14 protein-coding genes and 1 pseudogene are annotated in these 23,405 nt (G+C 40.8%); 3 read left to right on the top strand and 12 right to left on the bottom strand.

Features of this window, described 5'->3' with window-relative positions; translation table 11 throughout:
• The 6 genes and pseudogenes from FCR06_RS27410 to FCR06_RS27435 form a co-directional block, all read right to left on the bottom strand.
• Positions 1 to 240 (bottom strand): annotated as a pseudogene (locus FCR06_RS27410) (IS701 family transposase); the annotation flags it as partial.
• A 78-nt stretch (positions 241 to 318) separates the two neighbouring features.
• On the bottom strand, positions 319 to 876 hold the full coding sequence (locus FCR06_RS27415) for an IS630 family transposase (RefSeq protein WP_138505404.1): 558 nt from the start codon (positions 874 to 876) through the stop codon (positions 319 to 321).
• Between the two features lie 197 nt (positions 877 to 1,073).
• On the bottom strand, positions 1,074 to 1,325 hold the full coding sequence (locus tag FCR06_RS27420; protein ID WP_138505406.1) for a hypothetical protein: 252 nt from the start codon (positions 1,323 to 1,325) through the stop codon (positions 1,074 to 1,076).
• A 19-nt stretch (positions 1,326 to 1,344) separates the two neighbouring features.
• Entirely contained in the window at positions 1,345 to 2,202 is an 858-nt protein-coding gene (locus FCR06_RS27425) for a hypothetical protein (protein ID WP_138505408.1), read from the bottom strand.
• A gap of 164 nt (positions 2,203 to 2,366) precedes the next feature.
• Complete coding sequence (locus FCR06_RS27430; RefSeq protein ID WP_138505410.1) at positions 2,367 to 3,143, bottom strand: RNA polymerase sigma factor SigF; 777 nt, start codon at positions 3,141 to 3,143, stop codon at positions 2,367 to 2,369.
• Between the two features lie 702 nt (positions 3,144 to 3,845).
• The gene (locus FCR06_RS27435; RefSeq protein ID WP_138505412.1) at positions 3,846 to 4,679 is read right to left on the bottom strand and encodes a photosystem II manganese-stabilizing polypeptide; all 834 of its coding nucleotides are present in this window, start codon (positions 4,677 to 4,679) and stop codon (positions 3,846 to 3,848) included.
• Positions 4,680 to 5,139: 460 nt separating this feature from the next.
• Between FCR06_RS27435 and FCR06_RS27440 the strand changes: the two genes are divergently transcribed.
• Positions 5,140 to 5,484: a hypothetical protein gene (locus FCR06_RS27440; RefSeq protein ID WP_138505414.1), complete on the top strand. Its 345-nt coding sequence runs from the start codon at positions 5,140 to 5,142 to the stop codon at positions 5,482 to 5,484.
• 71 nt (positions 5,485 to 5,555) lie between these two features.
• On the opposite strand, the gene FCR06_RS27445 is transcribed toward FCR06_RS27440, so the two are convergent.
• Positions 5,556 to 10,562: a hypothetical protein gene (locus FCR06_RS27445; protein ID WP_138505416.1), complete on the bottom strand. Its 5,007-nt coding sequence runs from the start codon at positions 10,560 to 10,562 to the stop codon at positions 5,556 to 5,558.
• A gap of 157 nt (positions 10,563 to 10,719) precedes the next feature.
• A complete protein-coding gene (locus FCR06_RS27450; protein ID WP_138505418.1) occupies positions 10,720 to 12,051 on the bottom strand; it encodes a P-loop NTPase fold protein in 1,332 nt (443 codons plus the stop codon).
• A 774-nt stretch (positions 12,052 to 12,825) separates the two neighbouring features.
• Between FCR06_RS27450 and FCR06_RS27455 the strand changes: the two genes are divergently transcribed.
• Both FCR06_RS27455 and ftsZ read left to right on the top strand, forming a co-directional pair.
• On the top strand, positions 12,826 to 13,680 hold the full coding sequence (locus FCR06_RS27455; RefSeq protein ID WP_138505421.1) for a cell division protein FtsQ/DivIB: 855 nt from the start codon (positions 12,826 to 12,828) through the stop codon (positions 13,678 to 13,680).
• Between the two features lie 1,131 nt (positions 13,681 to 14,811).
• A complete protein-coding gene (gene ftsZ, locus FCR06_RS27460) occupies positions 14,812 to 16,122 on the top strand; it encodes a cell division protein FtsZ (RefSeq protein ID WP_138505423.1) in 1,311 nt (436 codons plus the stop codon).
• Positions 16,123 to 16,436: 314 nt separating this feature from the next.
• On the opposite strand, the gene gshB is transcribed toward ftsZ, so the two are convergent.
• From gshB to hflX, 4 genes are all read right to left on the bottom strand, one after another.
• A complete protein-coding gene (gene gshB / locus FCR06_RS27465) occupies positions 16,437 to 17,465 on the bottom strand; it encodes a glutathione synthase (protein WP_138505426.1) in 1,029 nt (342 codons plus the stop codon).
• A gap of 459 nt (positions 17,466 to 17,924) precedes the next feature.
• Complete coding sequence (gene grxC / locus FCR06_RS27470) at positions 17,925 to 18,197, bottom strand: glutaredoxin 3 (RefSeq protein ID WP_138505427.1); 273 nt, start codon at positions 18,195 to 18,197, stop codon at positions 17,925 to 17,927.
• Between the two features lie 298 nt (positions 18,198 to 18,495).
• Positions 18,496 to 20,847: a bluetail domain-containing putative surface protein gene (locus FCR06_RS33080; RefSeq protein ID WP_138505429.1), complete on the bottom strand. Its 2,352-nt coding sequence runs from the start codon at positions 20,845 to 20,847 to the stop codon at positions 18,496 to 18,498.
• Between the two features lie 705 nt (positions 20,848 to 21,552).
• Positions 21,553 to 23,298, bottom strand: coding sequence for a GTPase HflX (gene hflX, locus FCR06_RS27480; protein WP_138505431.1), 1,746 nt, complete (start codon positions 23,296 to 23,298; stop codon positions 21,553 to 21,555).
• Between the last annotated feature and the right edge of the window lie 107 nt (positions 23,299 to 23,405).

Below are 23,405 nucleotides of genomic sequence, written 5' to 3' on the forward strand. Positions count from 1 at the left end.
CAAGACCAAGACATCCCACTGTGCATCTCTCAAAAAATGATGTAGTGACTGACCGTCTTTGAGTCCTACTATTTTGGCTATCTCCGGCAGAGATTTCTGTGGCATTTTTGATAGCATTCCCAAGTGTAAAAACTTGAATGCTTCAAAATGTCTCACATCCTCAAATAATGAATAATAGTGTTGACAATAGTTATCTATGAAGGCAACTGTGCTTACTGCCTGTCTACGCGGCGTAACCATCTTTATTACTTACTGTTTCTGGTTTTCTTCCTGATTATACTTTCCCCGTAGTAACAAAAGAGGGGTAATACCAGTTCTCTAAGAAGCTGCATAGAATAAAGCTTCATGAAATAGAGCTTCGAGGATGAAATCATAACTTGTCAAAGAGGAGATCAATTGAGAAGACATTTGAGCCAATTCCAATTGAACTCGCTGACGTAGCTGCTGCAAAGAAGAAAAATTTTCACCTTTCCATTGACGTTTAATATGTTGCCACAATCGTTCAATAGGATTGAGTTGAGGGCTATGAGCAGGCTGAAATATTGGTATAAGATTGTCAGGCCAGATTAATGCTAACGCTTGATGGGCACAAGCCTGCTCCATTTGAATCAGTGCCATATCCTTGCCCAGTTCTAATGAGAGGGCATCTAAAAACTTCTGAAAAGTCTCACTATTAAGATGATCATACTCCTGATAAAACTGCCAACCGACAAATGGCTCAACTACTCCATATAGCCAGAATGCTTCACGTGGCCATTGCACTGATACTTTCGGTTTCACACCGCCAGGCGTAATCACTCGCCCTGTTTCGGTTTTCAGACCAATTCGAGTTTCATCTTGGCATAAGTAATGCAATCGCTTACCGTTACCCAGCAAATTTTGTAGGTTTCAGTCATTTTTGAGCATTTGCGGTATTTTCGCTGCCCTGCAAGGGTTTGAGGCTTGTTTTTTCCTCAAAAATATTTAAGTCCTATTAACTAAACTCGTTGTACACCATAGCCATCTCAAATCAAATAACAATACTCCCGACTTCTCTAAGAAGTCGGGAGTCTGAGGTTTAAGATATTCACAAATCAAATAGAATTCATATAGCGATTTTGATAATAAGCCAAAATCTGGTTAACTCGTTGCTGACTTTCTAAAGTAGAGTTTGCTCTCCACGAAAGCCTTAAGCCACCAATTTGACTTTGATTGTAATCAAACTGTTGGGACGACTGGGGAATTAAATCTACTTCTACTCCTTCGACTTGACGTAAATGCGCTGCGATTTCTCGATAAACTGCTAAAGGCAAACCAGGGAATTCGATTTTTTCCTTAGTCTCCATCTTTTATGAAGCTCCCACATTAACTGGATTTTGGGGGGGGTGTTGTCCCTAATATAGGATTGCCAGTAGCAGATGCCGCTGATGGCGTTGAGTTGACAGACCCTTCCCCTACCATTTTGGCAACTTCGATACCATATTGTTCCAAAATTACAATCGGATTGGAGCCTCCATTCATTTCAATGCGTTTAATCAGTACACCGTTGGCTAATCGCTGTCCCGCCTCCACATAGCGACTCGTCGGCTCATCTGGTACTTTGATAATTGCCTGTGGTTGCTTACTAATGAGAACTACACCGCTCACAACCACTGCTCTTGCTAAATCGGGTTGTCGGGCTGGTGGCAATACAGATACTAAAGTTGGGTTGGGCACAACTTGAGGCAAAACTCTAGGCAAGACTGAAGTTAAAGTAGTGTTGACCTTAGTCAAACTAGTATTGACTTTTTTTGGTACAGTAGCGATGTTATTTTTCTTTTGATTGAAAGCTATGGTACTTGTTGGCAGTTTTCGCACTGCCGTTGATGCAGTAGGTAGCTTAGGTAACACGGGAACAGGTCTTCCTGATATTTTAGGCACTCCAACAACTGTCTGTCCAAAAATTTCAGCAAACGGGTCAGTGCGGTTTTTTGATACCATAACTACTTTTGCCCGTTCTGTAGGATTAGTAGATTGAATTAAGTTAAGACTTGCAGAAGAAACTTGTGAAACCTGTTTAGCAGGTACGACTGGATTCTTAAAAGATTGAGCCGCTGGTTGTGATTTTGCTATTTGAGGAATTGGCGCCGGATTGCTGGCTTGCGGTGTTGTATCTTCAGAAGCACATCCAGCAATCGCCAAGCTTAAAATAGCTGCAATTGTAATTATTGAATTTCTACCCATGAGTCTTTCTTAAAAGCCATTGGAGAATTGAAAACTGGAAATCAATATGCCTAAAATTTCTATTGCAGGCAAAGTCTGTTCCCGTTATAACCTAATTTTTAGTTTTTTAAGGGTTATTTTTCACACCATTAACCCAGCATAACTGCGGATTTACTTATTGCCATTTAATCCTCTGCCACACCCATCAGCTGTTTCATTAAATCCAGTCCTTTCTTAACTCTACGGGAAACGGTTACTACGCTGATGCCCAGATGTTCTGCAACTTGTTTTTGTGTCAAATCTTGCAAAAATACACATTCCAATACATCGCGGGTACGTTTTTCTACCTGAACCAATGCTTGTTGCAAGCGAAGTTGGTCTTCTTGTGCTAGTTGAAAGCTGCGGTAGTGAGGATCGGGAACTAATTCTCCCAAACAAGTAGAGCCTTCTTCTCCATCTTGAACTGGCACATCTAAACTCAAGGGAGCGCGATTCACCCATGCTAATTTAATTTCTTGCCATTCAGTTGCAGAAATTTTCAGCGCTACTGCTAATTCTGAATCTGTTGGTTGGCGATTATGTGTTTCACGCCAAGAACGTGAAACTCCTATTGCTTGCTGTTGTAGTGCTAACCATCTCCGAGGAATTCGCACGGTGACGCCTTTATCTCGCAAATAGTGTTGAATTTCGCCTCGAATATAGGGAAGAGCATAGGAACTAAAAGCATGTCCTTTGGAAAGTTCAAATCTTTCAATAGCTCTAATTAAACCCAAACATCCAACCTGGAGTAGATCATCATAGGTTTCATGACATTGATTTGTCCAGTAGTGAGCTTCTTTTCTCACGAGTCCAAAATTGAGTTTTACCAGTTGATTGCGAATACTTTCAGAGCGACATTGCTGATATTCTCGTAACAACTGCCAAATTTCGTGTTTTAGTTCATTGGTGACTGTGGTAGGCATAGCACCGGGTTTATTGAGCAAATAAAGAATTAATAACTGGCGTTTAAACTCAGATCTGCTCGCACACAATATGAAATAAAATATTGTGCTATATGCCCTAGTAAATCTATGGAAAATAAAAATTTTTCTCTAAATTTTTCATAGGTTACTTGACAATCGAGCAATATTTTAATGGGTAAAATCTGTCCTTATTTAGTTTTTGAGCCACAAATAATTCAAGAGTCAAAAGGTGAGCCAAAGACGCTCAAAAATTTTGACTTCTGGATCATTATTCAATTAATTTGGTTTAAACAAAAACTACATAGAAATAAAATATATAATTAATTACTAAATATCAAACCGAGATTGTACTTAATTTTATTGATTAATACCCAAATTCGCTTCTAGAAACAAAACGATAATAGTGAGAATTTTATTAGATAAATCAAAACTGAATTTCCAGTAAAATTACATATAAACTTAAAAAATTCATTTAGTATTCAAAAATTACTAAATAAAAGTTAAAACTTAGTATGTATATTTACGCAAGTAATAAAAAAAGGGCAAAATGCCCTTTGCTGTAGTTAATTTATAGCGATTTTGTAAAAACCCACTTACCCCCTAAATAAAAGGGAGTAAGGGATTAACTCTTGCGGCCGAAGCTGATGCTGACAGAATTCTAGTTCTGAATGCTAGTCAGTTACCTAACTCAAGAAGATTTAGCTATGATTTTGATTCAACCCGAGCGTAAAATATACCGCGAATCTTAACTTCTTTAGGTTCGCCAGCACCTAAATCAGTATCAGATGGCTGTTCGCTGAGGAAAGTACCAGCAATTTCACCACTACCGCTATCTACCTTAGCTATTTGCAGAGAAATCTTACCATTGAGATTTTCAGCACGCTTGACGTTAGTACGGGTAAGTTCTTCATCATCCGCTTGAGCAGGCAGAGCCACGGCGTTATCATACCCACTAACGACACCACGACCTTTGGGATCTAGGAAGGCAGCACCACGATAGGAAGGAACTTTGAAAGAGCCTTCAAAGTCGGTGGAAGTATTAATGCTGGTCAAATTGGGTTGGGTTTGAGCAACTAAATTTTTGATCGTGAACAAGAAAGGTACTCGCTCACCACCAGGGAGTTGTACAGTGATGGCTTGGAAGTCAAGACCATCAGTTTCCACAAAAGTTAGACTATTATCTGAGTTGAATTTCAAGTCACCTTGTACCTGGTCAATGCTGGAAGTATATCTAGTCAACAATTTACCAGCAACAAATTCTGCTTCTTGCCGTTTATTAGCAGGTTCTTCTTTGATGAAAAAACTAGTTGGTTCCAAGCAAAGTTCTTTGATGGTATAGGACTGGCTAGAATCAAGGGGAATAGAACCACGGCTTGTTTCTGTTAGTTGAGGGCATTTATTAGCCAAGCCAGTGCCTCGAATTTGTTCGTAAGTGAGTACATCCCTACCACTACTAGTGGCAGGAGCATCACTACAAGCTGTTATCAGCCCCAGGCACAAAGCCAAGAATGCGACAATTAAAGCGCGATACCTCATGGTCAACCTCAATCTCAAAAATTAATATCTAAGTTGTAAAACTGCATCGAACTGTGTTATGTATGTGACGCCACTACATACAGCCTATGGTTTGATGGGTAAATCAGCCAGATCATACGATTTTTTTTAACTCAAAATCAAAGTACTCTAGGCTCAACCAAAAATGTTTCTATTATCTCTAGCTCCTGTGAAGGCTATGCTAAAGCGTACTACGCTGTTTTAGAAGCGATCGCAATTGCTTTTCATAAAGATACAAATCTAGTTATACTCAGCCCTGACTGGGGAACCGAGACTAGGGGACACGGTGATACGGTGAATTGAGGAAAAATCTCTAGAAAACTCTACATCAGTTTCGTTTGGTTGGGTAAAGTGACAGCTATTGAATCACTAGTGGCAAACTAGGGAAAATTAAAAATCTCCGGTAAATTTGAGTTGAGTTGATTTACACGCAAACGGTGGAATGAACAATAAAACTATTGAATCAGAGAAGTTGTCCTCAAAATTGCAAGCGATCGCAACTGTGGTACATGATACAGTTGAAAGTTGTCAAGGCAATACTGTAGCTCTGTTGTCTTTGCTACGAGAATTAGAGCAGTTACACCGAGAAATCCGAGATGGGGTATTTCAACAAAGTTTGCCTGTCAACCGTCGCCAACTCTACTCACTGCTTAAAGATATTGAATCTGAAGGAGGCTGGCCTTATATTGAGCGGATGAAATTACAAGCTTTTTTAGCGAATTTGCCACAAGAAGACACTCAAGAAAATAACCCTGAACTTTTGGAGAACAATCGCTCTTTTGGTTAATCGAGTCCAAATCAGTTGCTAAATCGAAACTCATTAGTCAGTGATTAATTATTTTTCCCTGTGTTCTCTGCCTAGAGTATGCCGTCACAAAGATGGCGATCGCGTTGTTCAAGATTGTGATTGTGCTTGAGGTAATCATGTACCCACTGGCAACCACGAACAACTAAATCATCAAGGTCTAAATTCCAAAGAATTATTGTGTTGTCATCACTAGCTGATGCTAGTGTTTGACCATCTGGGCTAAAGCTGACGCTTAATACTGGGGCGCGATGCCCATTGAGACTTTTAATTAATTTGCCTTCACGGCTCCAGAGTTTCACTGTACCGTCCCAACTGGCAGCAGCGAGTAATTTCCCATTGGGACTGAAAGTTACGGCATTGACGCTATCGCTGTACCCCTTTAACAAGGTTTTTAGTAATGTACCATCCCGTCGCCAAAGTCTAACAGTGTTGTCCCAGCTAGCAGAAGCCAACAACTCGTCAGTAGGACTAAAGCTGACACCCAATACCCAGCTGTCATGAGGCGAAAATGTTTTGAGCAAAGTACCGTCTCGCCGCCACAGTTTGACTGTTTGATCGTCACTAGCAGAAGCTAAAACCTGATTATCAGGGCTGAAATTCACGCTATTTACCCAACCTTTATGCCCCACCAAGGTTTTGAGCAACTTACCTTGACGATTCCAGAGTTTTACCGTTTTATCTTTGCTAGCTGATGCCAAAAACTCGCCATCTGGGCTGAAATTTACGCTCATCACGCTATCGCTATGTCCGTGAAGAGTCACGATCAAAGTACCGTCAAGCCGCCAAAGTTTCACAGTTTTGTCATAACTTCCTGAAGCTAGCATTTCACCTTTGGGGTCAAAACTGACACTAGGAACTTTATCTGTATGCCCCACTAAGGTTTTGTAGAGTTTGGTTTTCACCTCGCCACCACTAGTGTCTCTTTGCCAGAGTTTGACGGTGCGATCGCTACTACCAGAAGCTAGCATCTGGCCATGAGGACTCCAAGCAACGCTCAAAACTCGATCCTGATGTCCTTGAAGAATAGATGGCCTTGGGGCATCTAAACTCCACAATTTCACGTTTTTGTCAAAACTCCCCGAAGCCAGCAATTTATTGTTAGGACTGAAAGCTACGCTGGCAACAGCATCATTGTGTCCTTTGAAGGTTTTCAGTAAGCTGCCAGTAATACTCCAGAGGTTTATGGTGTTATCTTCACTTCCGGAAGCTAATTTTTTCCCGTCGAAACTAAAGCTTAAACTCCACACTGTGCTGGTATGCTGCTGTAAAGTTTTGTAAGGAAGAAAGTCAAAACCATTTTTATTGGTGTTTTCTTCGCGCCGCCAAAGTTTCACTATTTTGTCTCGACCTGCGGATGCTAACAGTTTACCGTCAGGGCTGAAAGTCACTACAGTTACACCCTGCTGATGTCCGTGCAAAGTTGTAACCAAGCTGCCATCCCGTCTCCAGATTTTTACTGTTTTATCATCACTTGCGGAAGCGATGAACTGACCATCAGGACTGAAGCTTACCCAGTTAACCCAGCCGCGATGCCCTCTAAGTATTTTTACTAAGCTACCGTCTTGGCGCCAGAGTTTTATGGTTGCATCTTTACTGCCGGTAGCTAATAATTGGCCATCAGGACTGAAATTAACGCTATAAACCCAATCTCCATGTCCTTTTAAGCTTTTATCTGGCTGAGGGTAAAATTCACCTGTAATCGGGTTTTGCCGCCAGATTAGCACTGTTTTATCGAGACTAGCGGAGGCTAGGGTTCGACCATCTGGGCTGAAGCTGACGGCGGTTACCGCGTCAGTATGACCTTTAAGAGTTTGGAGTAAAGTACCGTCAGGACGCCAAAGTTTCACTGTCCGATCTCGACTCCCTGATGCTAGCAATTGACCATCTGGGCTGAAAGTTACTCCCCAAACAATATCAGTGTGTCCTTCTAAGCGGTTGACCTCGGTTACTCCATAAACTGCTTGTTGGAGGGCTGTCACTACCCGCATTCGGGTGTCTGGCTGGACGACCTTTGCGTGTTTAAGTCGTCTCCAAGCCCGTAAACTTTCTAATAAGGCATCAAATTCTTTATTAGAGGCAAATAAAGCTTCGCTAGCAGCGGCGATCGCACTAATTTTTAAGTTAGTTTCACTGCGTTCAGCTCGTAAAGTTTGACTAATTGCTGCTCTTTTCTGTAAGTCAGCTTGCCACCATAATGCTGCTATTGTTCCTCCCATGATTGCTAGCACTACGCCTGCTATACGTGCTTCTCTTAACCGCTTTTTTAAAACTAAATTGAGTTGCTGTTGACTAAGTTTTTGAGCTACTTCTGCTTTAGTTTTTTCCAGTTTGATTTTTTCTAGTTCGGCGATAATACCATAGTTGTTCTTTTGCCGAATTGGTTCGACTAAATAATCGTGAACTAATTGGTAGCGGTCACCTAACTCTTCTCTGACTCGTAACACCAACCCCGAACCTACCAATATTTCTAAAATTAGTTCCTCAACTATTTCAAAACCTGATATTGTCTCGATATCATGATTATTAACTAATGCAGCAGCTAAATCAGTTTTAGTTTTTAATGGTCGCGTGCCTTTTTCATCGGTTAACTCAAATAATAATTTCCAACTTAATTTTTCGTTTTCCTGACCGCAGTCTTTGATAACTTCTCCAAGCCAGCGTTCTACCAATTTTGTCCAGCCACCACAAAGCTTATATTGTCCGAGTGTGGTAATATTTTCTATTTCCAGTTGAGCGCCGACTATTTGTAATTCAATTGGATGTACTTCCTCTAGTTCTCCTGTCAAATCCTGGACTAATCGATTAATTAATTCATCACTTAGTTCATAATGTGAACGTTGAGTCAGACTATGAATTATCGCTTTGGCATCCTGGCTAGAAAATTTTCCTAAATAATAACGAATGTCCTTATCCAGAATATTTTGATTAATCACTCCTAAATTATATATATTACTAATATTTTTCTGACTCAACCGTTCAAATTCTAATAAATAATGTAAATAGTCTTCTCGCAATGAAAGAATAATTTTGACAAACGGGATATTCAGACATTCACTAAAAAATTTATAAAACTCTATTCTTTGTCTACCAGGGTTACTAACAAAGAAAAACTCTTCAAACTGGTCTAGGATTAGAATTATTGTATGATTGCGTTCAGTTGCTAATCGAATGTGGTCGAGCAGTAGAGTAGGTGTAGAGTTAAGATTAACTAATATTCCTGTGTGTGCCAACGCTTGGTTGATACTGCTTACCAAAACTGTTAGCCAATCAGTGTAAACAGACAAAACAATAGGTATAGGAATGCGATCGCCGATAGCTTTTCCCTTTAAAGCTGGTACTAAACCAGCTTTCAGAATTGAACTCTTTCCTACACCTGATTGTCCATAAATTACTGTAAGTTTGTAGTCAGCACGACTAATTCTTTCAATTAAGCGATTGACATCTTGTTGTCGTCCAGAAGCAGATATTTCTTGGGCAACTTCCTCAGGAATAAACGGTATTTTTTCAGGTTCTAATACTGAGTTAATTTTGGAGCGTTGGGGCTGTAATTGACTGGCGCCAATAAAAGCACGAAAGCCATACTGATGTTCTATTTGAATTTTTTCTTGTTTGAGCTTAAAGGCTTCTGTATAGTTATGACGCTCAAAAAAGTAAAGCGATCGCAATTCTTCTAAAATCTCTAAATAAAGTGATGGCTGATGTTGTAGCTCACAGACTACCCTCGCCCATTCCAAGCTATTGATTGCTTCTTCCCACTCACCTAAATGCCGCTGTGTACGTGCTAGTAAGAGAAGATACCAACTTTCTTGTCTTCGGCAAACTTCTGTTGCTGCTTCACAAATAGAAAGTGCTGTATTCACTAATTCGTGAGCCAGTACCCAATTCGACTCAGAAGCCGCTACATTTGCTAAAAAACCATAATTTCGAGCAATTTGTGCTGGAGTTCCATAAGTTTTATATAGCTCTAATGACTTTTGAGCTAATTGTTTCAATTCATCCCAAGCTTGTAAACGTTGCAGTATTTCACAAACAGGTGAAATAAATTTAGCAACTAAATCTTCTCTTTCTACCTCTTCCAAGATTTCCAAGCATTGTTTAAACCATAAAAGAGCATGTTCACAATAGCTACTATTAGCATTGTGGTTTAAATCTGCCATCCGGCGATAACATAGCCCCAGGTGAAATAGTACTATTGCTTGCTTGAGTAAAGATGAGGGAGATGATGGGCATGAGGGGGACAAGTGTAATTGTTCACTGATTTTTCCCACTTTTCCACTTTCCAAATCTGCTACTCTTCTTGTTTCCTGTTGCCACAATGCTAGGCTTTTTTGATAGTTAGCTAAAGCACCATTAATTTGATCGTTAGCGTATTTGTCTCGCCCTAATACAAACTCTAAACTTGCTTCTAATCCTGGTGTTAATTTAATCCCATACAAACGCAGCAAATCATTACGTGCTGATTCTATTTCGTGGCGGTGTTGAGATTTGGGATCTAAATCGAGAGAAGCATTAGATAAAAATGTTTCGGCACCTGCTTCTAAAACTTTGGCAAATAAAGATTCTGCTTCTTGATGTATCAAAGCAATTAAATCTGTTTTTGCCATCTCAAATTTAATAGTAGTTGCAGCCCAGCTTTTGAAATCAGGGGCTAATTTAGAAAGCAATGATGCTACTTCATCTTGTAGCCATAATACTACTGGAAATGGAAAAGTTGCAGCATAGATATCTCGTGCTTGGTTAATACCTGTAAGTAAGTTTTCCAGGTCGCTAATTGACTCAATCCCGAAAACCATAACAGCTGATAGTAAAGAGTCTGTGACAACAACAGGATTATCTAGAAATAATTCTGAAACTATTGTGTTATGTAAAGAAGTAGTTGAGGGATTAAGAACGATTTCTTTGATATTGATGTCTTTGGTGATGGAGCGAATATTTTCTAACATTTGCTCCCTTAATTGCCCATAATTACACCGGACTAAAATAAGGGCAAATTGACTTTCCGAAAGGGCGATCGCTCTAATCAGTCTTTGCAAAGTATGCTGATTTTCTTTGGTCATTTGGCATTAGGTATGGGGCATTGAGCATGGGGAATGAGGAGATGGAAAGACAAGGGGACAAGCAGAATAACTCCTCAGTCAACAGTCAACAGTCAGTACTCCCAATGACCAATGACTAATGACTAATGACTAATCACAATTAACTTACCCAACACAGTTATTTGTTTTGTTGCCAAGCCAAAACTTTTTCTGTTTCTGCTAAGGCTGGACTGATGCCAAACCATCGCCCTACAGGATCGCGATATTCAAACAGATACATGCTTCGTAGTAAACTTTGGTAGTCAGACTCGCCTTTAACTCTCTGTTGTTGCACTACTTCAAACAATAATTCCCATTGGGATTCGTCAATAGCTAATAGCAGATCGTCGCGGTAGTCTTTAATCACAGCTTCTAAGCAGTCGCTAGAAAAAGGTGGATCTTCCCGTTGCAGGCAGCTATAAAGTAAACCCAATAAGTTACGAATGTGACCGCCACTAACGCGACATAAACGATCCAAGGTTTGGGAATTATCGAATAATTCTCTAATTAGTGAGAGTCTTGCATTCAAAGGAACGTCTGGAAAAGCTCTTGCTAAGACTAACTGGCGCACTAGTGACATTCCTGGTTCGTAGTCGCTACCATCTCTTTGCCGCACCAGCACCATCGGCAGTACCTTAGGTGCAATCCCTCCCCCCAACCGATTTTTCAGTGTTTCGTACTCATTAGAAAAAATTAATGCCAGAGGAATTGTGTAAACTAGGTGGCATTTGAGTCGGCGTAACTGTTCGCCTCGGTCGATGAACAGGTACTCTGGTTGCGATCGCCCAGATGCTAAGGGACGCATATCAACTCGATCCAAGTTATCTACAATCACTACCAACCCTTTTTGACCCCGTAGCTTTAGCTGATTAACAGCTTTTTCTAAAATTTCTTCGTTAATTGCTTGCAAAATACTGTTGGTGCGTGGTTCCAGATATTGCCTCAGTTGATTACGCAACTGGTTGCTATCTTTGGTTTTGGCAGTAATTTTAGCAATCCCTAAGGACAACTCTGCTTCTGCTGAAATCTCTATGGGACTTTGCAAAAAATCGCCTACTTCTTTAAACAAATTGTTAAAGTAACCAGGCTTAAGTTTGATACCAATTGCTTCTAAACTAACACTGACTTGACGGGCTACACTCAGCAAAATATCGCTGACATCAATATCCGCCATGTCTAAGTCTTGACTGGACTCAAAATAAACGACATGAAATCCCGCCAATTCTAGTTCTGTTTTCAGGCGTTGTAATTCCGTGGATTTACCGCAGCCAATGTGCCCTGTAAATAACTGGCACGTTGGTTCATCCGGAGAAATACGGCAGATTGTCCGTTGCAATTCTTCAACAATCTTGCAACCACGTACATCAGCAAAATCTATGTAATACTGCCGATCTAACACATTATTTACATTTAATGTGTAGCTTGGATTACATGCTTTATAAAAACGTGACAAATTCAATGTCGTTTTCATGTATGTTGAGGTGTATGTAGATGTGTATGTAGATGCAATTTTATTTATATTTTTTATACAAATAATCTCTAGCCGACATTTACGCACACGCTTGATTTGCAAGTTGGTAGTGTCTTGCAAGGGATAACACTCGTTGCAGAATCGCTACGAGTATCTATCAGTATGTGGTAGAGATTTAATTGACCCTAATAACATTAATCATATCTGTCCTTTTTACACCTGCTAGTGAGGTTTTGACAATCTCTAGCTTTTGCTTGACCAGAAGAAGACAAGCCCAGAACAAGGTATGAGTTGGGTAAGAGTTTTTCCCTTGTCTGTTTGTCCTGCTCGTTAATTTGGCACGAATCTTTCTGTCTAAGTTGGTAAGTAAAAAAAATACTAGAGCAGATGATTCTCAGTTGTATAGCTGATGAGGTAGGACTGGTATGAATTATAGCAAGCTACACAGAGATTAGGTAATATTTGCTTATCATTTCACATTGCGTTTGTCAATCAAACAAAATTATGAATATCTAGATTAATATTTTGTAATTATTAGGCAAAAAAGATTGATGAAAACTTGTCAAAAAGACTACATTCAGTTAAAAATGAACACCGAAAACTTTAATTACAACAATGATTAGCGCTACCGTTTTTGTGTAGTTACTGTAAAGTGTTACTAAAAATAAAAAAAGTCTTGAGGAGAGTAGCTAATAGATGCCAACAGTGTTTACTTAAATTAATAATGATACAAATACATCAAGGAATTTGGACTGCAAGGAAAAAGAGGTTTGAATGGGTGGCATAATATCAATTTCCCGCACCGATCTAGCCCAGCGTCGTAAAAAATTGCGTCGGCAACGGCAGATGAGAATTATTCAGGCTTTTTGGCGAACCTTTGCCATTACTAGTTTGGCAAGTGGATTGTTATGGGTGGCAGTCCAACCAGTGTGGGTACTAAAAGCTCCTAAACAAATAGTGATGAAATCAGGGAATAAATTACTGTCTGATGAGACAACTCGATCGCTGTTGGTGCTATCTTATCCTCAGTCTTTGTGGCGAATTGAACCGTCGGCGATCGCCAACTCTTTGAAGAAACAACCAACTATTGCCAATGCGATCGTTAGACGCCGCCTATTTCCTCCTGGTTTAATCATTGACATCCAAGAACGAGTACCTGTAGCGGTGACTCAAACACCAACAGTGCAAAATCAAGGCACTAATAGCAAAAAAGTAACTATCGGCTTACTAGATGCAAGTGGAGTTTGGATACCCTTAGAAAAATACACATCACTCAATCCCACCATAAAGTTACCCAACCTAAGAGTGATTGGATTGCCAAAACAATACTGCCTCTATTGGAGTCAACTTCATCAAGCTGTTAGCCAAAGTCCAGTAAAAGTAATGGAAATTGATTGCCAAAATCCAACAAATTTAATTTTGAAAACAGAACTAGGAAATGTGCATCTTGGCACTCCAGGCCCCCAGTTACCTGAACAAATCAAGGTACTAGCCCAAATGCGCCATTTAACCGCAAAACTCAATTCTAGCCAAATAGAGTATATTGATTTGAAAAATCCGGAATTTCCATTAGTACAAATGATCCAAGTAAATCCCAAATTAACTCCTAAAATTCCTCGAAATATTTAAGCTGTTTCATCTATTGAGCGCTGCTAGTAAATTAAGAAGCTTTGTGCTGATAAATATATTTATTATTTTTTAGTTTTCTGGCAAATCCTAGGAAAATCGGCATTAACTTCTAATTAAAATAAGAAGATCGAACATAAAATCTCCCTTGGGAGTAAAAGACCCCCAATTATCACCCTAACATCTATCTGGTGGGGTGCAAGATACTGGACAATCTAATAATGGTCTATGTTTGCCCATACATTCTTCGACTGAACCGAGTGCACAAAGGAGAAAAATGTTTGAGTTTTTCATTAAAATCTGACTCAGGAGCAAAGGATACTGATGGCAACGGTTGACGCCAACATCCAAGTGCAGAGCTAAAAACACTCTAGCTTTGGTTTGTCAAGGACACCTTGGAATTAGGCATTGGGGAGCCACTGCGCCTTTGCGGCAATGTTTGACTTGTTACTTCTACAAAAAAGCAAAGCTGGGCCTAGCGTCTTCGACAACACAAGCAACTGGTGTCATTGGACATTGCAAAGTGCAACTCATGGAGTCTTTTGCAATAAACTATTGCTGCAACAAAGTGTCCATTAAAACTCGCCAAATAACAAATTAATCAGGTATAGTCTGACAAGCAAATTATTCTTTACTTCCATCTCTACCATAAGTAAGTATCAGGTAAATTTTGTGTCTTAAGCTGCAATTATCCTAATGGTGAAATCTATTAACAATATTATTAGGGCAGATAAAATCCTCTGTGGCGTGTCTTTACAAGTCATGCCATCCCCCGAGGAAAGTGAAGAGATTAATGTCTGGTTAAAGTTATACAGAAGACTTTTAGATACATGTAGGTATTTAAATATATTCAAGGTAATTATCCAGAAATTAGTATTGCTCAAACATATGTGTAGTAGTCTGGCTAGATTTGACTACGTAAGAGCGAATTATACTTCTGTACAATTCGCTATGCGATCGCCTGCGTTAAAAGCTTATCCCAAAGTAAATTTTCGCACAGCGAATTCTGTTAGGCTTGGCAGTAGTGAAAACAATAAAAAACACTGCCACAATGTTATGGCAGTGTCAAACTATAGTTGACTCCTAGTTGAATAACACCCCCAAAAAGTCGTTTATCTACCTCTGACAAATCCAATGACACTTGATAATAACCAAGGACTTACCTATAAAGATTCCCAGTCTACCGGACAACCTGGCTTCTCTGTGTCGGTTAACTCGACCAATCCTTTTAATAACTCTGGACTAAACTTTGGACAAAATCACGAAAATAAGAAGATTTCTCCGGAAAATAACAGAATTGGTGAGATTGTCCCCGGTCGCGTTGCCAACATTAAAGTGATTGGTGTCGGTGGCGGTGGCGGCAATGCTGTTAACCGCATGATAGAGTCTGATGTCTCTGGTGTAGAGTTTTGGTCAATTAACACTGATGCCCAAGCTCTGACCTTAGCTGGCGCTCCGAGTCGATTGCAAATCGGACAGAAGCTAACGCGGGGTTTAGGAGCAGGTGGAAATCCTGCCATTGGTCAAAAGGCGGCTGAGGAATCACGAGACGAAATTGCCACGGCTTTAGAGGGTGCAGATTTAGTATTTATCACTGCTGGTATGGGCGGCGGTACTGGAACAGGTGCAGCCCCGATTGTCGCAGAAGTAGCCAAAGAAATGGGCGCTCTAACTGTTGGTGTGGTTACACGTCCATTTGTTTTTGAGGGACGCCGCCGCACTAGCCAAGCAGAACAAGGTATTGAAGGACTAAAAAGTAGGGTAGATACGCTGATTATTATCCCCAATAACAAACTGCTGGAAGTGATCCCGGAACAAACCCCCGTGCAAGAAGCTTTTCGCTATGCAGATGATGTCCTGCGTCAAGGGGTGCAAGGAATTTCTGATATCATTACGATCCCAGGTTTGGTAAACGTTGACTTTGCTGATGTTCGAGCTGTAATGGCGGATGCAGGATCGGCATTGATGGGAATTGGCGTTAGCTCTGGAAAATCTAGAGCCAGAGAAGCGGCGATCGCCGCTATTTCTTCGCCTTTACTAGAATGTTCCATCGAAGGTGCCAGAGGTGTTGTCTTTAATATTACTGGTGGTACTGACCTGACTTTGCATGAAGTGAATGCTGCCGCAGAAGCAATCTATGAAGTAGTCGATCCCAACGCAAATATTATTTTTGGTGCTGTCATTGATGACAGGCTCCAAGGTGAGGTCAGAATTACTGTAATTGCTACCGGGTTTACAGGCGAAGTACAAACAGCACCACAACAAAGCGTGGCCAACGTTCGGGTAGCACCTAATACTCCCAAGCGACCAACAACACAGCAACCCACAGTTAATCCTCCAACCCCAACTCCAACCCCAACTCCAACCTCAATTCCAGAGCCAAAAGAAAAACCTGGATTGGATATCCCCGATTTTCTGAGAAACCGACGTACACCACGAAATTAATCAATTTTGGATTTGAGATTTGAGATTCACTTTGTATTCTTACGTAAAACTGAGTGCTGTATAAAAGGAAGCTAGTTTCAGGGTTTTACCAAGGGCAGGGGTAAGCAATTATGTTGCCATTCCTAATTTTGCTAATTGGTAAAGAAATTTCCCAACGTTACTTACAAAATAAACTTGGGCAGGAGTCCGCTGATTCCCGTGTCTAACTGTGTTTTTGTCAAAAAAAACCGCAAGACTTGCTCGATTTAGGATGCGATGCGATCGCTACATCTACCCCTGTGATCCATTTAACTTAGTAGATATATTTATTTAAATTAGGTGGCAAGTCCCAATTCCCCGGTAATTGATTGTGAATTCTCTACTCTGAATTCTGTATTCTTGTTCAAAGTTTGTTCAATCCATTGAATAACCTGATGACCCAAACGAGTACCATCTAGGCGGTCAATCTCACGAATTCCGGTGGGACTGGTGACGTTAACTTCAGTTAAGTAGCCACCAATAACGTCAATACCCACAAAAATTAACCCATCTTGGCGTAAACGTTTAGCTATTTGGGTGCAGATTTCGTACTCTGTTGGAGTAATTTCGGTTTGAGCGACTGTACCACCAGTTGCCATATTATTGCGAAAATCAATGCCGTTAGAAAGGCGATTGAGGGCACCAATCGGTTCGCCATTGAGTAAGATAATTCGCTTATCTCCTTGTTTTGCTTGGGGTAAATAGGTCTGCACCATTACTGGTACTTTACCTTGGAGAGTACTGAGTTCGATAATCGAGTTGAAATTGCGATCGCCCGATTGCAAAATCAAAATTCCTTCCCCAGCTTTGTTACCCAATGGTTTGAGAACCGCAGCTCCCTTTGCTTCCACAAATTGCTGGATAAACTGCTTATCAGCGCTAACAATCGTCTCTGGAATTGCTTTGGTAAATTGGAGGGCGTACATTTTTTCATTTGCCCCTCGGATACCATTGGGATTGTTAACCACCAAAGTTTTATTTTGGTCAATGTAATCCAGAATATAGGTGGCATAAAGGTAGGAATCATTGACTGGTGGATCTGTCCGCATGAATACGGCATCCATTGTTTCTAAGGAAGCGAAAAAGCGATCGCTCAACTGATACCAAGGATTCGCTGCTACCCAGCGTCCCTCCACCAAATGTATTGGTACAAGTTCTACTCGCTGTAAGACTGCCCAAGCTTTCCCCTCCACCACACTCAGTAGATTTACCTGAGTCACCCAAACTTCGTGCCCCAAGATTTGCGCTGCTTCCATTAGGGCAACGCTGGTATCATGACAAGGGTCAAGCTGATGGATAGGATCAATGATAAAAGCCAGTTTCACCCTTTCTACCTCAATCACCAGAAAATTATATGCTTATTTAATTATTATCTCTTGATGTTCTCACCAATTGACGTATACGCGTTAAGCATATAGAAATTCGATTTGATGGCATGAAAAAATACCGGACATTTTAAGGCAACAGACAATTAATTTTTCCTATTGCCTGCCTTTAGGAGTAAGTTCAAAAATTAAATGTAAGAAAACCCCAAAAAATAAATTATCCCGTTTAAAGTTGCTGAGTGATCGCTGATGAGTGTTGATCGTTGAGTGTGAACAGTGAGATATTTTTTACAGAGGAAGTCCCTAAGTCATATAAATTAGAAGAAGCTAATATTTTGATAAACACTGCTTTTGTAGATAAAACTCAGTAAATAAGGCAGCGCTTTGCTTTTCGAGAGTTTTAGCGACTGCCATGTGTATCTAGCGACTTGTAGCCAGGGTTTGCAATCCCTTGTGAATCTAAACGCTATTGCTAGAAGCTAGTAGTTTATCCAGCTTACCTTGAGTGTCTAAAGCGTGGATATCATCACAACCACCTATATGAACATCATTAATAAAAATTTGCGGTAAAGAACGGCGTCCATTTGCTCTTTGAGCCATTTTATTTCTGGCTGCTTCATCTCCATCAATGCTGTATTCGATAAATTCAACTCCCTTATCTTTCAGCAAATTTTTGGCACGGATGCAAAATGGGCAAGTCCTCCAAGTATAAATTTCTACTTTTCCAGCCATAAAGTCCTCAAATTGATTTAATACTTCTTAATTTTAGAACTTTGCCACTGGCTATAGCTGCTCTATGCAGTTTTCACTTTATTCTCAAACATGCCTAACTGGGTTTGAAAAGTAAAAATTAGTTAACAGAATATTAAATCTAATAACTCAAGTTGTTAGTTATAGATTCAGCCGATCGTCGCCTCGACCGAGTAAGAAAGTTGCGTGTTAATGACTCAATTCCTGTGAACTACTGCTGCCAGCCCATCTTCACTTAGAATTAGGATGAAAATACTTAATTATTTTTAAGTAACTTAGATTAGACGATCGCTAAATGAGTTAAGTTGCCTTTGTATCCAGTAATTTCAATTACGGCATCTGTGAGAGCAGAGAATCCATTAGTATTATTATTGAGTGCTAGAAAAGTCCGTTGTTCATTGCCTGCACCCAGGGTAAAAGTAGCCGCACCTTTAGCTACAAAAGCAGTTGCACTCAATATTTGTTGTACATTTGACAACTTCAGACTATCAACAGTACCCAGTTGAACCACATTAGCAGCTGAAACAGTATTGATGCCATCAATTTTATCTTGATAAATGTTAAGGTCAGTAATCACATCAAAACTGGACAGCAGCGAATCACTTAGGCTGCTAAATACAAATGTATCACTGCCAGCACCACCTGTGAGAATATCGCTACCAGCGCCGCCATTAAGCAGGTCACAACCTTTGCCACCAACTAATTTATCATTTCCGGCTAATCCAAGGAGTTTATCGTTGCCGTTTTTGCCAGAAATTTTGTCATTGCCAGCCCCACCAATGAGTGTATCTTTAGAGTTGCCACCACATAAGGTTTTACCTTGGACAGTTCCTTGTGTGGTGGTCTGCCTGATGAGTTGACCATTGCCATCATACAGATAACTGGCAACTGCATCAGTTATGCCATCGGCATTGTTGTCAATATCTGTGGAGGTCAGTGTGCCATTGGTATTGTAGTTGTAAGTTGTAATCTCGTTAGCGATGCCAACATTATTCTTGTCTACTATTTGTGCAGTTAATTTATCTTTAGCGTTGTAACTGTAAACAGTGACTTCATCAATGATGCCATCACGATTATTGTCAATTTTCTGTGCAGTTAGTTTGCCCTTAGCATCATATTTATAAGCAGTGACTTCATCAACAATGCCATCTTTATTATTGTCAATCTTCAGTGATTCCAGCTTGCCGCTAAAATCATAGCTGTAAGTGCCAACCGCATCAATTACACCATCATTATTTTTGTCATAGCTGGCGGTTGTGCGTCCATAAGTATAGCTTGCGACATTATAGTCATTACTAGAAGATATTTCATTGCCATTAGCATCATAAGTAGAGGTACTGACATAATCAGCTATCCCGTCGCCATTGTCGTCACGGCTATAAGATATTTTTCTGCCATTAGCATCATAAATAGAGGTAGTGACATAATCAACTTTGCCGTCCCCGTCGTTGTCTTCGCTATAGGATGTCTCATTGCCATTGGCATCATAAGTATAAAGTATGACTCTGTCAACTTTGCCGTCACTGTTGTTGTCTTCGCTATATGATGTCTCATTGCCATTGACATCATAAGTATAAGTACTGATAGAATCAACTTTGCCATCACCGTTGTCATCACGGTTATAAAATATTACATTGCCATTGACGTCATAAGTATAGGTTCTGATACGATCAACTTTGCCGTCGCCGTCGTCGTCTTCGCTTTCGGATGTCAGTCTGCCATTGGCATCGTAAGTAGCTGTATATACATCTACGTAAGCTATGCCGTTGACGCTGTAGTTTCTGCTTTCAAATGTCTTGTTGCCATTAGCATCATAAGTAGCCGTATAGACTGTTGCGTCAACTGTGCCGTCGCCGTTTTCGTCAACTCTTTCAAATGTCTTGTTGCCATTAGCATCATAAGTATAGGTTGTGACACTATCAGTTACCCCGTCGCCATTGAAGTCATAGCTAGAGGATGTCACCTTGCCGTTGGCATCATAAGTATAAGTATATATACCATCAGCGATGCCGTCGCCGTTGTCATCATAGCTATAGGATGAGAGTGTCTTGTTGCCGTTGGCATCATAAGCGTAGGTTCTGACATAATCAGCGTCATAGCGGTTGTCAACTTTTTCGGATATCACATTGCCGTTGATATCATAAGTATAAGTAACCACTTCATCAATTATGCCCCCACTGTCGCTGCTGGCTGTAAAGCTATAGGATGTCAGTCTGCCGTTGGCATCATAAGTAGCGTTATAGGATTGAGGACCAGTATATTCGTAGCTAGAATATGAGGATATTAGATTGCCGTTGGCATCATAAGTAGCGGTATAAACTTCATCAGTTATGCCATCTTGAACATAGCTCTCGGATGTCTTATTGCCATTAGCATTATAAGTAGAGATTGTGACTCTATCCGCGATGCCGTCGCCGTCGTTGTCTTCGCTTAGAGATGTTTGGTTGCCGTTGGCGTCATAGGTATAGGTTGCAACATAATTGTTGGTGTTGCCGTTGAAGGAGCTAGTGGAGAATGTCAGTTTATAACCGTAGGTAATAACTGAGTCTATTGTCCCATCACTGTTATTATCTATGCTTTCAGATATCAGTTTGCCAGCAGCATCGTAAGTATAAGTTGTGGTTGAGGTCATAAACTTATGCTCCTGAATAAATATTTGTATAACTTATATTTATATAATTTACGCAGCGTACCAGAGCTTGAGGTCTGCCAATAAATATGGTATAACGGCTCAACCCGATTAACAACAATTTTTGTGCTAGCAACTTAGTTGCTAGTTATAGATTCAAGCGATCGCTAAAAACACTAATAAAATCCCTTTCACAGAGAAATTTTAAAATAGGTATGTGTTAAATGAAACAATAGTCTATCAATTCAACTTTGCAGAGCTTAAAATTCTCCGCATCCCCTATCTGCGAGATAAATATTTGATGTTAATTAATGCTTGTACAACAAAATGGTAAAACTTAGGGACTTCCAGAAAATAAATTATCCAATTTCATGCCCATCAAAACGACTTTCTCTCCCCCTGCTCCCTGTGCTCCCTGCTCCCTGCTCCCCTGCCCTCAAGGCGTTCGCGTAGTGTCCCGCAGGGATGGAATATTTTTTTAATTGGAAGTCCCTTAGTTGTTAATGATGAGAATTTGCTGCTTGCTATCGATGTCAAATCAGATGCACCCAGGGAAAGCCTTTTAGCACTCTATATACTCAAGTAAAGGTTATTTATAATACAAGCCTCACGTTCAAAAATACTTTCTTATTTTGATCTCATACAATAAAAAACTCAGTATTAATACTGAGTTTCAATATAATTAAAAAAGTTATTATATTTCAATATTTATCCACAGTCAACGGCATATTCAATCAGCTGGGCAAGGCGCTGGCGTAGGGTTTCTAATCCCAACCGCTGACTCGCAGAAATAAATACCGCCAGGGGAAATTCTTCTCTGGCTAGAGCTAGTGTCTCACTAGTAGCTCGATCTATCTTGTTGAAAACAACCAGCGCTGGCCCAGGAGTGATTGGCATTTGCGCCAAGATTTCCCTGACTGAACGAATATGACGCAACCAAGCTGGATGAGACAAATCTACCAAATGCACTAGCGCATCAGCTTCCGTGACTTCCTCCAACGTAGCGCGGAAGGCATCCATTAACGATGTTGGCAGTTCGTGTATAAATCCTACCGTATCTGTAACCAGAATTTCTTGAGGTTCATCAGTTTCGCCATGAGGAATTACTAAGCGGCGAGTAGTAGGATCAAGAGTGGCAAATAGCTGGTCGGCTGTATAAACTTCTGCGTTAGTCAGAGCATTTAATAGAGTAGACTTACCAGCGTTAGTGTACCCAACCAAAGCAACTGAGGGAACTTCTTGATGCTGTCGTCGCTGTCGTAAGCGCGAACGATGCGCTTGTAACTGGTTGACTTGTTTTTGTAGTCGGGAAATCCGCTGCCCAATGGCACGTCGTTCAGTTTCCAGTTTAGTTTCACCAGGACCGCGAGTACCAATACCACCACCCAATCGGGACATGGTGCGACCTCTACCAGCCAGTCGTGGCTGCATATATTCTAACTGTGCTAGTTCTACTTGTAATTTACCAGCCCGGGACTGAGCGCGTTGGGCGAAAATATCCAAAATTACTTCGGTGCGGTCAACTACACGGACACCGATTTGTGCTTCTAGATTGCGGACTTGGGATGGAGATAAGTCGCGGTCAAAGACGACGAGATTGACTCCTAGTGTTTGGGCTGTGAGGGCGATTTCTTGCACCTTACCTTCACCCACTACTGTCTGGGGATGAATCCGCGATCGCTTTTGTTGTATTGTCTGCAATACATCTCCGCCAGCAGTATCAACTAAACGTGCTAATTCTGCGAGGGTGTCTTGGAATTGTTGGGGGGTCATTTCATCGGTCATTAACCCAACAATTAACACGCGATCATGGTCAGCGTCTACTTCCTGGGCGATAAATTCCCGTTGGAATTCGGCTTCCAGATTTTCCACTAAGTCGAGCAAATCTTGCTGCGCCAGTTCATCCAATTCTAAAGGTGGCGATATACTCCAACTCGGAGATTGAACTTGCTTCTGGTCTACCTTCAAGTCAGCAGGAGTAGTAATCAAAGTGCGAGAGTCTTGGGGCGTTAAATGAGCCAAATAAGCTTCTTTAACGTACCCAGTAGCGCCACCTCCCCGTCGTGTAAATCCTGTTTTAGTAATGTTTAGCACAACCAAAGCATCTAATCGTTGGAGCGCCATAGCCGTCAGTGCCGCTTCATTCGGCGGTTCTGGCTTGAGATGAGTGGCGATACAACGAATACCGCACAGTCGTTCTGCACCGTAACGGGGCAGTTCCAGTGGTGGGATTTGCGTTTGACGCGGTGTACCTACCCCCACACGAATCACTTGTCCGCGACGGTTGAGGTAGGCACACACAGGTTGATTGAGTTCTGTGCTAATTGCTGCCAAACGCTGGGAAAACTCAGGCGTGGTGATGCTAACGCCTGGTATGCGTTGGTGATAAAGCCGCTGTAGTTGTTTCAGCTGGCTGGTCTTTAGACCTTGGAGATTTCCAAAAATAGTCTCTATAGGCGTTTCTGGCCAGTTAAATGGCCCCCCAAATCTTACTTATGTCTATTTTACAACAGGCTTCAGGCTGCTAACTCTCTCCTCTGAGGGATGGGATTTCAATTAAG

The sequence above is a fragment of the Nostoc sp. PA-18-2419 genome (assembly GCF_005869855.1).
Taxonomy (GTDB): domain Bacteria; phylum Cyanobacteriota; class Cyanobacteriia; order Cyanobacteriales; family Nostocaceae; genus Nostoc.